Here is a 13,194-nt window from a genome sequence, read left to right on the forward strand (position 1 = left end):
GTCAGCCCCCTTCCTTCAACACGCCATCAGCCGTCACCTGCAGGTTGAATATCGCGCCGTGACCCACTTCGATATTCAGCAACTGCTCCCGAGGCAAACCGCGCGCCCGCGCCAACAACAAACGCATCACGCCGCCATGGCTGATCAGCAATACGCGTTCACCGGCATACGCCTGATGCAGGCGTGAGACAGCATTGAGCACACGCTTGGAAAACTCGCTGACCGGCTCACCCTCAGGCGGTGTGAAGCCGTAGGGGTTGGCCCAGAACAGCCCCAGCCCTTCTGCATCGGTTTCCATCAACGCCGCCGCGCTCTGCCCTTCCCAGGCGCCAAAGTGCAGTTCCTGCAGATCCTTTTCCAGACTCACCGGCAGGTTCAGCCGTACGCCCAACTCATTGGCGAACAATGCGCAGCGTTGCAGCGGCGAGCTGACTAACCGATCCCACGGGCCCCGCTCCACCACGGCGGAGCGCATCTGCGCCCAGCCCTTGGCGGTCAATGCATCATCCAGGCTGCCGCGCAGGCCACCGCCCAATTCGGTTTCGCCGTGACGCAGCAGGTCCAGGTGCAAGATCATGCGGGGCGGTCTGCCACGGCGGCTTCGGCAAAGGTCGCCATCTGCCCATGCAGCGCGCAGGCCAGGCGCAACAACGGCACCGCCAGCGCTGCACCGCTGCCTTCGCCCAGGCGCAGGCCAAGAGCCAGCAACGGCTGCGCATCCAGGCTTTGCAGCACATGCCGATGGCCCGGCTCCGCTCCCCCATGACCGAACACCAGCCACTCACGGCACGTCGGGTTCAGGCGGGTGGCGACCAAGGCGGCCACCGTGCAGATAAAACCATCCACCAGCACCGCCACGCCCTCCTGGGCACAAGCCAGATAGGCGCCGACCAATGCCGCAATTTCAAAACCGCCGAGGTTGAACAGGGTGTGCAACGCATCGTCGCGCTGATCGGCATGCAACAGGAGTGCACGCTCGATGACGGCGACCTTGTGGCTGACACCCTGGGCATTCAGGCCGGTGCCCGGACCTGTCAGGTCACTCACCCGGCAATCGAGCAACGCGCACGCCAATGCGCTGGCGGCGGTGGTGTTGCCGATGCCCATCTCGCCACCGATAAACAGCTGTGCGCCGCTTTGCACGGCTCGGCGTGCGCTGTCGCGTCCTGCTTGCAGGGCCAGGCGCCCTTGCGCGTCGGTCATTGCCGGGCCGCTGACGAAATTGGCCGTGCCCGCACCAATATTCAGGTGGCGCACGCCCGGCAAGTTCAGCGATGGCGTCACGGTGCCGAGGTCGACCACTTCCAACTGCGTATCCAATTGCCGCGCCAGCACGCTGATTGCCGCGCCGCCGGTGACGAAGTTGTGCAACATCTGCCCAGTCACTTCCTGGGGGAAGGCCGACACGCCTTCGGCGACCACCCCATGGTCACCGGCGAAGATGGTGATCCACACGTGATCCACCGAGGGTTTGAGCTGACCTTGCAGGCCGGCCAACTGCACCGCCACAGCCTCCAATTGACCGAGGGAGCCGGCCGGCTTGGTCAATTGCTGCTGGCGTGCCAGCGCTTGTTCATGCGCAGAGGCGTCGACGGCCTTGCAGGGGTTGAGCCACCAGGTGTCAGTCATAACGCAGTACCTTTCAAAGTCAGGGGCAAGCCGGCGACCGTCAGGACAACACGCTGACACCGCTCGGCCAAGGCTTGATGCAGCCAACCGGCTTCATCCACATAGCGGCGAGTCAATTCGCCCAGCGGCACGACACCCAGACCGGTCTCGTTGCTGACAAAAATGATTTCCCCCGGCAGAGAGGCCAGGGTTTGCAGCAGCTGTTCGCGCTCATGCACCAGGCGTTCGGCATCTTCGAGCATCAACAGGTTGGTGAGCCACAACGTCAGGCAATCCACCAACAGGCAACGCCCGGGGGCGGCGTTTTCGCGCAGTACCCGCGCCAGCTCGACAGACTCCTCGATCAAGCCCCAATGATCGGGCCGCCGCTGGCGATGCTGGGCGACGCGCTCACTCATTTCGCCGTCCAGCGGCTGGCTGGTGGCGATATAGATGACCGGCAGCAGGCTGTCGGTGGCAAGCTTTTCAGCAAGGCGGCTCTTGCCGGAGCGGGCACCGCCGATGATCAATTGGTGCATGGTGCCACTCCACACAAAGTGCGCAATAAATCGGTATCCAGATGCTGCTCCACCAGGTTCGCCAGGCGCTCGATATCGCGCTCGCGCAGGGCGTGGTAATCCACCTCTTGCACATCGACCAGACCGGCCCAGCGCAGCAAGGCACTGCACGCGGCCGGGGTCTCGAACAAGCCATGCAGATAAGTGCCGAGAATCTGCCCATCCGTGCTTTGGGCGCCATCACGGCGGCCATCGTCCAGCAGCACAGCCGCTTTCGACAGCGCATCGCCGGACGTCACCCCCGCATGAATTTCATAGCCACTGACCTCGGCATCCTCCAACGACAAGCGTCCACGTACGTTGCGCAGTTGCTTTTCTGCCTCCAGCGTCGTGCTGAACGCCAGCAGCCCCAAACCCTCGCTGGACCCGGCCGGCCCTTCCAGACCGAGTGGGTCATGTACCTGCTCGCCGAGCATCTGCAGGCCGCCGCAAATACCCAGCACCTTGCCGCCGTAGCGCAAATGCCGGGCCACGGCAGTGTCCCAGCCATTGGCGCGCAGATACGCCAGGTCGCCGCGCACACTTTTGGAGCCCGGCAGGATAATCAGGTCGGCAGCCGGGATTGGCTGGCCCGGACCGACAAACTGCAAGTCCACCTGAGGATGCAGGCGCAGTGGGTCGAAATCCGTATGGTTGCTGATGCGCGGCAATACCGGCACCACCACCTTGAGTACCTGGGCCGCCTTGTCGATCTGGCGCGAATCAATACCATCCTCGGCTTCCAGGTGCAGGTCCATCACGTAGGGCAGCACGCCCACTACCGGCTTGCCGGTGCGTGCTTCCAGCCAATCCAGCCCTGGCTGCAACAATGCGATATCGCCGCGAAAACGGTTGATCACGAAACCCTTGACCCGTGCCTGCTCCGAAGGCGACAGCAGCTCCAGGGTGCCGACCAGATGAGCGAATACACCGCCACGGTTGATGTCGGCGATCAACAGCACCGGGCAATCCACCGCTTCGGCAAAGCCCATGTTGGCGATGTCATTCGCACGCAGGTTAATCTCCGCCGGGGAGCCGGCGCCTTCCACCATCACCACGGGGTAGGCGGCGGTCAACCGCGCATGAGAGGCCAGCACCGCCTGCATCGCGATGGCTTTGTAGTCGTGATAGGCCACTGCGTTCATGCTGGTCACGGCGCGGCCATGGATGATCACCTGGGACCCGGTGTCGCTATTGGGTTTGAGCAGCACCGGGTTCATGTCCGTGTGCGGCGCCAGGCGGGCGGCCTGGGCCTGTACGGCCTGGGCGCGACCGATCTCGCCGCCTTCGGCGGTGACCGCGCTGTTGAGCGCCATGTTCTGGGGCTTGAATGGCGCGACCGCCACACCCTGGCGTACCAGCCACCGACACAGCGCAGTCACCAGGGTACTTTTACCGGCGTCGGAGGTGGTGCCTTGCACCATCAGCGTACTCATGAAGCTTCCTTGTAGGCCGCGAGCGCCTCATCGAGCCGCAGCCAGTCCGCTTGAGTGTCGGGCAAGCCGAAACGCAGGCTGCTGTCGTGGACAAACAGGCGCAGCAGGATGCCGCGTTGAGCCATGAACGCATGCATGCGTTCGGCGTGCGGCGTGATCAACCACTGGAACAGCGCGCAACCGCCGTGGGGTTGAAAACCATGACGGTCAAGCAGCTCATACAAACGTTGGCCGGCATCGAGGCAACGCTGGCGCTGGCGCGCGTGCCCGGCACTATCACGCAGGCACACTTGGCCCAGCACCCGTGTCGGCCCGCTGACCGTCCAGGGGCCGAGCTGTTCGGCCAACAACCTGAGCAACTTGCGCTCGGCCAGCACAAAGCCCAGGCGCACACCGGCCAGGCCAAAGAACTTGCCGAACGAGCGCAACACAATCAGGCCGACCTGATGGGACTGGCCCGCCAGGCTCAGGTGCGGGGTGACGTCCATGAAGGCTTCGTCCACCACCAGCCAACCGCCACGTTGAGCCAGGCGTGAGTGCCAATCCAGCAGGCGCTGCGCAGGCAGGCTCAGGCCGGTGGGATTGTTCGGATTGACCACCACCAGTACGTCGAGCCCATCCAGGAAAAAATCGACTTCCTGCTCCTGCACTTCACGCACCACATAACCGGCGCGACGCCAGGCTTCGGCGTGTTCGGCGTAGCACGGCGACAGCACGCCGACCTTGCCCGTGCGACGCAGCCGCGGCAGCAATTGGATCGCCGCCTGGGAACCCGGCACCGGCAGTACATGAGGGGTGCCGTAGTACTCACTGGCCGCCGCTTCCAGGCCATCATCGGTTTCCGGCAAACGCGCCCAGGCGCGCATCGGGATCTCCGGGATCGGCCATGGCCAGGGCGCCAGGCCACTGGACAGGTCGAGCCAATCGGCTTCGGCAATCCCGTACTGAATCACTGCCTTACGCAGCCGGCCACCGTGCTCAAGCATAGAATTGCGCCCCCGCGCAGAGAATCAGCAGCCACAACCATACGCCGCGCTGCACCAGTTGCCAGCCACGCTCGATGGAATCGGCGTCGGCCGCCGGGCCTTCACCCAACGGCGGCCGCTGGTGCAGTTCACCGTGATAGATCGCTGCGCCGCCCAGCTCAACACCCAGTGCGCCCGCACCGGCCGCCATCACGGGCCCTGCGTTGGGGCTGTCCCAGGTTGGGCCCTGGGTGCGCCAGCATTTGAGCGCCAGGCGGGTTTTGCCGAGCACGGCGTAAGTCAACGCCACCAGGCGTGCAGGAATATAGTTGAGTACATCGTCGATCTTGGCCGCCGCCCAGCCGAAGCGCTCGAAGCGTTCATTGCGATAGCCCCACATGGCATCCAGGGTATTGCTCAAACGGTAGAGCACCACGCCCGGCACGCCGGCCACCACGAACCAGAACAGCGCGGCGAACACCGCATCGCTGCCGTTCTCCAGCACCGATTCAGTGGCGGCGCGGGCGACTTCGGTGTGGTCCAGTTCACTGGTCTGACGACTCACTAGGTAACTCACACGTTGACGCGCGAGCTCCAGGTCATCACTGCGCAACGCCTGGGCTACCGGAATTACGTGCTCGCCAAGGCTGCGCATGCCGAGCGCGCAGTACAGCGCCAGAATTTCCAGGACCCAACCCACGTAAGGCGCCCAGGACAACGCTGTGGCCAACACGGTCAGCGGCACCACTGCGATACACCACGCAGTCACGCCATGGCTGCGCCAGCCGCGACCACCGGTATTGAAACGCTGCTCGATACGCCCGGCGAAATTGCCGAACGCCACCAGCGGATGCCAACGCCTGGGCTCACCCAGTAACGCATCCAGCGCCACTGCGGCGACACACAGCAAGGCCACACTCATTGACTCACTCCCCACACATTCTCATACAACATGTCACTCAGCGGCCGTGGTTCGGTCCAGCCTTCGAGCTGCAACATCGGCGCCGGATAGAACTCGGCCACCGGTCCCAGGCACAGCACCGCCAAGGGTTTCGCCCCGGACGGCAGACCCAGCAGGTCGGCGAGGGCCTGGGGCTCGAACAGCGAGACCCAACCCATGCCCAGCCCTTCGGCGCGGGCTGCCAGCCACAGATTCTGGATCGCGCAGGACAACGACGCCATGTCCATTTCCGGCAAGGTGCGACGCCCAAAAATATGGCGCTCGCGGTCGTCCATCAACGCCGCCACCAAGACTTCGGCACAGTCGTGGACACCTTCGACCTTGAGCTTCATGAAGTCGTCGGAGCGCTCACCCAAGGCTTCGGCGGTGCGCACGCGCTCCTCCTCCACCAGCTGTTGAATCTGCCCACGCAGTGAGCGGTCGCTGATACGGATAAACCGCCAGGGTTGCATCAAGCCGACACTGGGCGCCTGGTGCGCGGCCTGGAGTAAACGGTGCAACAGCTCAGGGGCAACCGTGCCGCCGCTGAAGTGACGCATGTCGCGGCGCTCGGCGATAGCGCGGTACACCGCGTCACGATCGGCCTGGGGGAAAGCGTTGTCACTCATGGTGTTGTTGCGACCTCGACATCGGGCGCAAACAGCGCGGCAACGGCTTGGGGGTTGGACGGAAAGTAGAAGTGTACGTAGGAAGCGGTCATCCGCCCTTGCCGATAAACGGCTTCGGCACCGCGTCCGCCGTTGGGGCTCAAGCCGCGGGCGATCGGTTGCCACTCAGTGCTGGTCAGGGAATGGTGATAGGTGTGACCGCGCAATACCCCTTCCGGCAACTCGACACTTTGCAGGGCCAGGGCCGCCAGTTTCTTTTGCATCACCGCGTCACCCTGCAGCAGACCGACCAGCTCCGCTCGCGCACCCTCGACGTCAGTGAGCGAGTCAAGCAGGTAGAGCATGCCGCCGCATTCGGCGAGCAAGGGTTTGCCGGCGGCGTGATGGGCGCGGATGGCGTCAAGCATCGGCGTATTTTCCGACAGCGCCTGGTGGTGCAGTTCCGGATAACCGCCAGGCAGGTAGAGGCTGTCGGCCTCAGGCAATTGACGATCGTGAATCGGCGAAAAGAAGCGTAGTTCGGCGCCCATCGCCCGCAACACGTCAAGGCTGGCACCGTAGGTGAAAGCGAACGCTTCGTCGCGGGCCACGGCAATACGCACGCCAGCAAGCAACGGCTCGGCCTTGACCACCTCAGGGGCGGCAAAGGTCACCGGCGGCGGCAAAGCCACCTCGCAACTGCTGCCCAGGGCTTGGGCGGCGGCATCCAGGCGTACGTCGAGGTCATTCAATTCACTGGCCTGGACCAGACCCAAGTGACGGCTTGGCAGTTCGATCCCGGTTTCCCGGGACAGTGCGCCGTACCAGCGCAGGCCTTCAGTGAGACTCCCTTCGAGCAGTTGCGCATGGCGCAGCGTGCCAACGCGGTTGGCCAGCACGCCGGCGAACGGCAAGTCCGGCTGATAGCGCGCCAGGCCCAGGGCCAGCGCGCCGAAGGTCTGGGCCATCGCGGTGCCGTCGATCACCCCAAGGACTGGCACGCCGAAGTGTCGGGCCAGGTCGGCGCTGGATGGGGTGCCGTCGAACAGGCCCATCACGCCTTCGATCAGGATCAGATCGGCCTCCCCCGCTGCTTCCCACAGCAAGCGACGGCTTTCCTGCTCGCCGACCATCCACATGTCCAATTGATACACCGGCGCACCGCTGGCACGCTCGTGGATCATCGGATCGAGAAAGTCCGGCCCGCATTTGAACACGCGCACCTTGCGCCCCAGGTTACGATGCAAACGGGCGAGCGCGGCGGTGACGGTGGTTTTGCCCTGGCCGGACGCCGGTGCAGCGATCAATACGGCCGGGCAATGACGGGGCTGATTCAAAGCTCGACGCCCTTCTGTGCCTTGATACCGGCCTGGAACGCGTGCTTGAGCATGCCCATTTCGGTCACGGTGTCACCCATTTCGATCAGTTCGGGCTTGGCGCCACGCCCCGTGACCACCACATGCTGCATCGGCGGGCGGGCTTGCAGGTCGCTCAATACCTGATCCAGGTCGAGGTAGCCGTGCTTGAGGGCGATGTTCAACTCATCCAGCACCACCAGGCCAATAGTCGGGTCTTGCAACAATGCTCGGGAAACCGCCCAGGCAGCCTCGGCAGCGGCGATGTCGCGCTGACGGTCCTGGGTTTCCCAGGTAAAGCCTTCGCCCATCACATGGAAACGCACTTGCTCGGGGAAGCGGCGGAAGAACAATTCTTCGCCGGTGCTGTTACGTCCCTTGATGAACTGCACCACGCCGCATTGCATGCCATGGCCCATGGCGCGAGCGAGCATGCCGAACGCCGAACTGCTCTTGCCTTTGCCGTTGCCGGTCAGTACCAGCAGCAATCCGCATTCGTTGGGGGAATTGGCAATGCGCTCATCGATCACGGCTTTTTTGCGCAGCATGCGCGCCAAGTGGCGCTCGTCGCGATCAGGGGAATCAGTCATGGCAGCTCTCCGTTGGGGCTGAACAAAAACGGCGGGCAGAAAAGAAAAAAACAGACAGCCAAGCATCGCCCACCGTGATGCTGTTGGATGCTTCAGGCCGGTCTCCGGGCTCATGAGTGGCGCTCTACAAAAGAACAGGCCGACGTTGCGCCTTCCCATATCGCACGGCGATACAGTGGCAAAAGGCAGCGTCTTGACTCATTTACCGTTGCGGGGGCAGCGCCGGAATCGCGGCAACACTGTGTACAAGTGCGCTCACTCACCGGCTTCCCTGTTTCACTCTGTCGACCCACGGGTCACAGAGCACCTGGAACAAGCCGCGAAGGTTAGTGGGTTGGGGGTGGAGCGTCAATTAAAGCTGGCCAGACAACCCAAAGCTGCAAGCGGGCATTGCACCCGCTTGTTGCAGCTTTGGGTTGTGTTTTATGGATTACGAGCCAGGTTTGCTGGCAGCACGCGCTTGGCAGTCAAATAAGCATTCTGCCAATACGCTTTGGACAACGTATCCAGTTTTACCGTGCCGCCAGTCTGCGGTGCGTGCACAAAGCGGCCCTCACCTACGTAGATCCCAGCATGGCTGACCTGCGAACCACCACCCGTGGCGAAAAACAGCAGGTCACCGGTTTGCAGGTTTTCCTCACTGACGTTCTGGGCACGCATAACGATCAATTCACGGGTCGTGCGTGGCAACGAGATGCCCGCCGCATCACGGTAGACAAAACCGATCAGGCCACTGCAATCAAACCCGGAATCCGGCGTGTTGCCACCCCAACGATAAGGCGTGCCAACCAGGCCCAGCGCACGGAAGAGCACATCTTCGGCAGCAGGCGAGAAACTCTGCGTGGAGTAATTGAACACCGGCTTGGGCTTGACGGCCACTGGAGCGGGTGGCGGGCGGCTTGCGCAGGCACTGAGGAGCGCGGCACAAACAAGCAGAATGAGGCGGGCTGAGGTCGACATGGGCAGAACAATCCTGGTCTGGATGCGGCTTTTCGCTGCCGAACGCTGAAAACCAGAACGCGCAAGCAAAGCTCGCGCGAACGGATTCCAACAATATCCAGGGATTCTAGCGCTTACACGTCAAACTTCAAGTATCACTTTAACTTTACTTGCTAGCGGTAACCGTAGTCGGGGCCATGGCGAGGGCGCGCTTGGCTTCGATGAAGGTTTTGCTCCAGTAGCTATCACCCAGGCTGTCGACGCGGACACCGCCACTGCGGCGGCTGCTGGAGTGAATAAACTGGTTATCGCCCAAGTAGATACCGGCGTGACTGACACGACCACGACCCGCCGTACTGAAGAAAAGCAGATCACCCGGCTTGAGGTTGTTGCGTGCGACCAACGGTGCATTCACGTTGATCATTTCGCGCGTCGAGCGTGGCAGATTCATGCCAGCCTCTTCACGAAACAGGTAGCCGATAAAGCCGCTGCAGTCGAAACCGGCTTCAGAGGTACCGCCGAAACGGTAACGGGTACCGATCAGGGACATGCCGCGTTCAAGAATGCTGTCGGCCAGAACTGGAAGCTGATAAGGCTTGTTGCCGTCGAAGTTGGCAAGTTCTTTCTCGGTTGCCACTTCTTCTTCATAGACAGTCGAAGACTGGGAAGCGACGAATTTTGCCTGGGACTGCTGTTGGGTCTTGTGCTGCTCAGCCACTTGTTGAGGGTGGGAGGCGCAACCAAACAACAGGGTAACAAGTGCGAGAGGCACGAGGGGTGCGAAGCGATTTAGCATGGGCACGACCGTGGCTGATATGTAAAGAAGTCGAGACTATGCCTTCTATCACATCGATTTGCAAATTCAATCGCGGTCTATGTGACTTATCGTTTTGACCCCGACATCTAAGCCCTTAACACCCTGTACCCGCCTTTTGCGTGGCAAAACCAGCCCAAACGCAGGTTTTCTGGCGCCTGAAATATGCCGAAAGCCCTGAAATGACTGGGCTGGCTACCAGCCGAGGGTTTCCTTGAGGAAAGGGATGGTCAGCTTGCGCTGGGCTTGCAAAGAGGCCTGATCGAGCTGTTCGAGCAAATCGAACAACGCGCTCATGCTGCGGGTGCCACGGGTAAGGATAAAGTGCCCGACTTCGTCGGTGAGGTGCAGGCCGCGACGGGATGCACGCAGTTGCAGGGCACGCAGCTTGTCTTCGTCGGACAACGGGCGCATCTGGAAGATCAGCGCCAGGGTCAGGCGTGATTTAAGGTCGGCCAGCTTCACCGGCAGTTCACGCGGCGACGTAGAGGCGGCAATCAACAAGCGCCGACCACTGTCGCGCAAGCGGTTGAACAGGTGAAACAGCGCTTCTTCCCACTCCGCCTTGCCGGCGATCGCTTGCAGATCATCCAGGCACACCAGTTCGTACTGCTCAAGATGGTCGAAGATCCCGATACCGCGGTCCATCAACTCAGCCAACGGCAGGTACACCGCCGGTTCCCCCATCTGCTCGAAACGCAAACACGCGGCCTGCAACAGGTGAGTACGCCCCACACCGTGCTTGCCCCACAGATAGATCAGGCTTTCCGTCCACCCGGCGTCGGCTTCGCAAAGCCGCTCGACATAGCCGAGTGCAGCGGCATTGGCGCCTGGGTAGTAGTTGATAAAGGTGGCGTCATCACGCAGACGCACACCTAGGGGCAGCTGAATCGGTTTCATGCTGACTGAACGGCTCCAAACGAACCGTTAGTGGCCTCTGTGTAAAGTTTGCAAAGTTTATACCCGTGACGCCAAGCGCACAATGCAGCAGACCACAAGCAAAATCAAAGGTTTGCGTTAACCCGCGGCGATTTGCGCAAATTGTTTGACACACCGCCTCCTAGAAAAAACAAACCCGGCCAAGGCCGGGTTTGTTTACGCAGAGGTTACAGCTCAGGATCTTCAACCCCCGTGTACACATCGGAATCCTTGTACAGATCGTGCACATGACGCACCAGCACCATGATCACCGCCGCCACCGGCAATGCCAGCAGGATACCGGTAAAGCCGAACAACTCACCGCCCGCCAGGATCGCAAAGATGACCGCCACCGGGTGCAGGCCAATCCGGTCGCCCACCAGCAACGGGGTCAACACCATGCCCTCCAGAGCCTGGCCTACCATGAACACGGCGACAATCCCCAGCATCGGGTACAGGTCGCCGCCAAACTGGAACAACCCCGCCACCAATGCCGCGCCGATACCGATCACAAAGCCCATGTACGGGACGATAGCCGCCAACCCGGCGATCAAGCCGATCAACAGGCCCAGCTCCAGACCAATCGCCATCAAACCGGCGGCATAGATGATCCCGAGCGCCAGCATCACCAACAACTGGCCTCGCACGAACGCACCGAGCACTTCATGGCACTCATGCGCCAGGGACACAATGCGCTCCTCACGGTCACGCGGCAGCAGGCTGCGGATCTTGGCCATCATGATGTCCCAGTCACGCAGCAAGTAAAACGCCACCACCGGGATCAGCACCAGGTTGGTCAGCCAACCGATCAGCGCCAGGCTGGAGGCTGTGGCCTGGCTGAGGACCGCACCGACGATATCGGTGGTCTGCCCCATGTGTTCACTGATTGCCGCCTTGACCTTGTCGAACTTCCAGAAGCCATCCGCCAGCCCCAGCTTGGCCTGGGCCCAAGGCATCGCCGTGTGCTGCAGCCAGTCGAGCATTTGGGGCGCCAGCTCATACAAGCGAAACAACTGCTTGGCCAGCATCGGCACCAGCACCAACACCAATGTGGTGATGATCAAGGTAAACAAGACAAACACCGTCACCACACCCCAAGTGCGTGACATGCCGACTTTCTCCAGGCGATCCACCACGGGATCGAACAGATAAGCGAGCAGCAACGCGACCAGGAACGGCGTCAGGATCGAATGCAGCAAGAATACAAAAACGCACAGCAGGACAATCCCGCCAAGCCACACCCAACGACGCGTATCCGCCATAAACCACTCCATCTGTTATTGGCTTCCTCCCTCTATATAGAAGAAGGAAGATCATTTACCAATGAAAACGTAACTGTGCCTGCGGCTCTGGGGCCACGGGCGCTTGTGCACCAGTTGCTACCGGCTGCTGGGCCGGCGCTTCACCGGGCGGCGTTTCCTGCAACTTCGCCAGGCTCAACTGAGTACGCAACTGGTCGGCACTGCCATTGACCCGATACACAATACGACTGCCATCCACGAGCAACGGCTGGCCACCAAAGGGCTCCAGAAGATGGCCCAAGGCAGCGTAGCGCTGCAGGTTCATACCCTGCACTTCCAGCAACTGCTCGGTACTGACACCAGGCTTGACGGCAAAACGTGGCGCCAGCTTTTGACTGATGGCCAACATCACGGCATCGGCCACCGCGCCCGTATCAGAACCCTGGACGGTGCCCTGCTCACTGTTTTCGCCCAGCCACAGGCGCCATTTGGCCTGCCACTGATTGCCCTCCTGCCGGGCGTGCACCGCCAGCAATGCATCGGCGCCGTAACGTTCAGAGGCTGCGCGCAGCGGCGTGGCGTCCGCGCTTTCAAGATTAGGCGCCGTGGCGACCACCTGTTCATCCAGGTCGCCCAGCGGCAAGCGCAATGGCAAGCCACGGTGTTGCGCGGCCCGGCGCAAGGCCTGGGCAACGGCCTGGCCATCGCCGACCAGGCTGCTGCCGTCAGTGGAATCGTTGAGCCACCAGCCAAGAATCGACGGTCGGTTGCTGCCCCAGATTGCCAGGCCCGCCTGACGCAACGCGCGATCGGTGCTCACCGGGTCGAAGTCCACCTGCAGGCTTTCCGGCGGGCCGGCGTCGTAGCCGTACTGGGTAATGATCTGCTGCGGGTCTTTGCGAATTGCCGACAGGCCCGGCCCATCGGCAGCCTTGGCATCACCGGTCAGGCGGATCACCAGGGTCTGCACGGCGCGCTGAGTCGCCTGATCGCGCTCTTGGGGCGACTGACTGCTGACGGGTTCAAGTACTTGATAGAGGCCATTGAGGGTTTCGGCATGACTCGCCAGGCTGACCAACGACAAACAACCTGCAAAAAAGAATTTACACAAACGCATGGAAGATTCCCGAACGACAAATTTAACGGGTAGAACAGGCCGCCTGAACTCGGCTTGGCAAGGCTGTGACCACACCGACCGACAAAACATTCACAGGAGCCCGGCA

The 13,194-nt window shown here is 61.9% G+C and carries 14 protein-coding genes and 1 riboswitch; all 14 genes read right to left on the bottom strand.

Annotation, left to right across the window (positions count from 1 at the left end):
- Nucleotide 1: 1 nt before the first annotated feature.
- On the bottom strand, nucleotides 2-577 hold the full coding sequence (gene cobC / locus M5B97_RS08930) for an alpha-ribazole phosphatase family protein (protein WP_248731288.1): 576 nt from the start codon (nucleotides 575-577) through the stop codon (nucleotides 2-4).
- Complete coding sequence (cobT, locus tag M5B97_RS08935; protein ID WP_248731289.1) at nucleotides 574-1,629, bottom strand: nicotinate-nucleotide--dimethylbenzimidazole phosphoribosyltransferase; 1,056 nt, start codon at nucleotides 1,627-1,629, stop codon at nucleotides 574-576. Before cobT ends, cobC begins: the two co-directional genes overlap by 4 nt.
- Nucleotides 1,626-2,147: a bifunctional adenosylcobinamide kinase/adenosylcobinamide-phosphate guanylyltransferase gene (gene cobU, locus M5B97_RS08940; protein ID WP_248731290.1), complete on the bottom strand. Its 522-nt coding sequence runs from the start codon at nucleotides 2,145-2,147 to the stop codon at nucleotides 1,626-1,628. Before cobU ends, cobT begins: the two co-directional genes overlap by 4 nt.
- Nucleotides 2,135-3,601 (bottom strand): cobyric acid synthase, encoded by a 1,467-nt coding sequence (locus tag M5B97_RS08945; protein WP_248731291.1) that lies wholly within the window; start codon nucleotides 3,599-3,601, stop codon nucleotides 2,135-2,137. The genes cobU and M5B97_RS08945 overlap by 13 nt, the downstream gene beginning before the upstream one ends.
- On the bottom strand, nucleotides 3,598-4,587 hold the full coding sequence (cobD, locus tag M5B97_RS08950; RefSeq protein ID WP_248731292.1) for a threonine-phosphate decarboxylase CobD: 990 nt from the start codon (nucleotides 4,585-4,587) through the stop codon (nucleotides 3,598-3,600). The genes M5B97_RS08945 and cobD overlap by 4 nt, the downstream gene beginning before the upstream one ends.
- On the bottom strand, nucleotides 4,580-5,488 hold the full coding sequence (gene cbiB, locus M5B97_RS08955) for an adenosylcobinamide-phosphate synthase CbiB (protein WP_248731293.1): 909 nt from the start codon (nucleotides 5,486-5,488) through the stop codon (nucleotides 4,580-4,582). Before cbiB ends, cobD begins: the two co-directional genes overlap by 8 nt.
- Nucleotides 5,485-6,135, bottom strand: coding sequence for a 5,6-dimethylbenzimidazole synthase (bluB, locus tag M5B97_RS08960; RefSeq protein ID WP_248731294.1), 651 nt, complete (start codon nucleotides 6,133-6,135; stop codon nucleotides 5,485-5,487). The genes cbiB and bluB overlap by 4 nt, the downstream gene beginning before the upstream one ends.
- The gene (locus M5B97_RS08965) at nucleotides 6,132-7,451 is read right to left on the bottom strand and encodes a cobyrinate a,c-diamide synthase (protein ID WP_123715539.1); all 1,320 of its coding nucleotides are present in this window, start codon (nucleotides 7,449-7,451) and stop codon (nucleotides 6,132-6,134) included. The genes bluB and M5B97_RS08965 overlap by 4 nt, the downstream gene beginning before the upstream one ends.
- Nucleotides 7,448-8,059, bottom strand: coding sequence for a cob(I)yrinic acid a,c-diamide adenosyltransferase (gene cobO, locus M5B97_RS08970; RefSeq protein ID WP_123715538.1), 612 nt, complete (start codon nucleotides 8,057-8,059; stop codon nucleotides 7,448-7,450). The genes M5B97_RS08965 and cobO overlap by 4 nt, the downstream gene beginning before the upstream one ends.
- Before the next feature lie 77 nt (nucleotides 8,060-8,136).
- Nucleotides 8,137-8,385, bottom strand: a riboswitch (cobalamin riboswitch).
- Between the two features lie 97 nt (nucleotides 8,386-8,482).
- Nucleotides 8,483-9,019, bottom strand: coding sequence for a C40 family peptidase (locus tag M5B97_RS08975; protein WP_134656922.1), 537 nt, complete (start codon nucleotides 9,017-9,019; stop codon nucleotides 8,483-8,485).
- A gap of 145 nt (nucleotides 9,020-9,164) precedes the next feature.
- Nucleotides 9,165-9,794 carry an NlpC/P60 family protein gene (locus tag M5B97_RS08980; protein ID WP_123715537.1) on the bottom strand — a complete coding sequence of 210 codons (630 nt, stop codon included), beginning with the start codon at nucleotides 9,792-9,794 and terminating at the stop codon, nucleotides 9,165-9,167.
- A 213-nt stretch (nucleotides 9,795-10,007) separates the two neighbouring features.
- A complete protein-coding gene (gene hda, locus M5B97_RS08985; protein ID WP_058422138.1) occupies nucleotides 10,008-10,712 on the bottom strand; it encodes a DnaA regulatory inactivator Hda in 705 nt (234 codons plus the stop codon).
- Nucleotides 10,713-10,918: 206 nt separating this feature from the next.
- The gene (locus M5B97_RS08990; protein WP_248731295.1) at nucleotides 10,919-11,992 is read right to left on the bottom strand and encodes an AI-2E family transporter; all 1,074 of its coding nucleotides are present in this window, start codon (nucleotides 11,990-11,992) and stop codon (nucleotides 10,919-10,921) included.
- A 55-nt stretch (nucleotides 11,993-12,047) separates the two neighbouring features.
- A complete protein-coding gene (locus M5B97_RS08995; protein WP_248731296.1) occupies nucleotides 12,048-13,088 on the bottom strand; it encodes a DUF2066 domain-containing protein in 1,041 nt (346 codons plus the stop codon).
- Nucleotides 13,089-13,194: the final 106 nt, after the last annotated feature.

The sequence above is a fragment of the Pseudomonas sp. MWU13-2517 genome, from assembly GCF_023242545.1.
Classification (GTDB): domain Bacteria; phylum Pseudomonadota; class Gammaproteobacteria; order Pseudomonadales; family Pseudomonadaceae; genus Aquipseudomonas.

Coding starts and splice junctions, on each gene's coding strand:
- cobC (WP_248731288.1), bottom strand. CDS start 577: ATGATCTTGCACCTGGACCTGCTGCGTCACGGCGAAACCGAATTGGGC.
- cobT (WP_248731289.1), bottom strand. CDS start 1,629: ATGACTGACACCTGGTGGCTCAACCCCTGCAAGGCCGTCGACGCCTCT.
- cobU (WP_248731290.1), bottom strand. CDS start 2,147: ATGCACCAATTGATCATCGGCGGTGCCCGCTCCGGCAAGAGCCGCCTT.
- M5B97_RS08945 (WP_248731291.1), bottom strand. CDS start 3,601: ATGAGTACGCTGATGGTGCAAGGCACCACCTCCGACGCCGGTAAAAGT.
- cobD (WP_248731292.1), bottom strand. CDS start 4,587: ATGCTTGAGCACGGTGGCCGGCTGCGTAAGGCAGTGATTCAGTACGGG.
- cbiB (WP_248731293.1), bottom strand. CDS start 5,488: ATGAGTGTGGCCTTGCTGTGTGTCGCCGCAGTGGCGCTGGATGCGTTA.
- bluB (WP_248731294.1), bottom strand. CDS start 6,135: ATGAGTGACAACGCTTTCCCCCAGGCCGATCGTGACGCGGTGTACCGC.
- cobO (WP_123715538.1), bottom strand. CDS start 8,059: ATGACTGATTCCCCTGATCGCGACGAGCGCCACTTGGCGCGCATGCTG.
- M5B97_RS08975 (WP_134656922.1), bottom strand. CDS start 9,019: ATGTCGACCTCAGCCCGCCTCATTCTGCTTGTTTGTGCCGCGCTCCTC.
- M5B97_RS08980 (WP_123715537.1), bottom strand. CDS start 9,794: ATGCTAAATCGCTTCGCACCCCTCGTGCCTCTCGCACTTGTTACCCTG.
- hda (WP_058422138.1), bottom strand. CDS start 10,712: ATGAAACCGATTCAGCTGCCCCTAGGTGTGCGTCTGCGTGATGACGCC.
- M5B97_RS08990 (WP_248731295.1), bottom strand. CDS start 11,992: ATGGCGGATACGCGTCGTTGGGTGTGGCTTGGCGGGATTGTCCTGCTG.
- M5B97_RS08995 (WP_248731296.1), bottom strand. CDS start 13,088: ATGCGTTTGTGTAAATTCTTTTTTGCAGGTTGTTTGTCGTTGGTCAGC.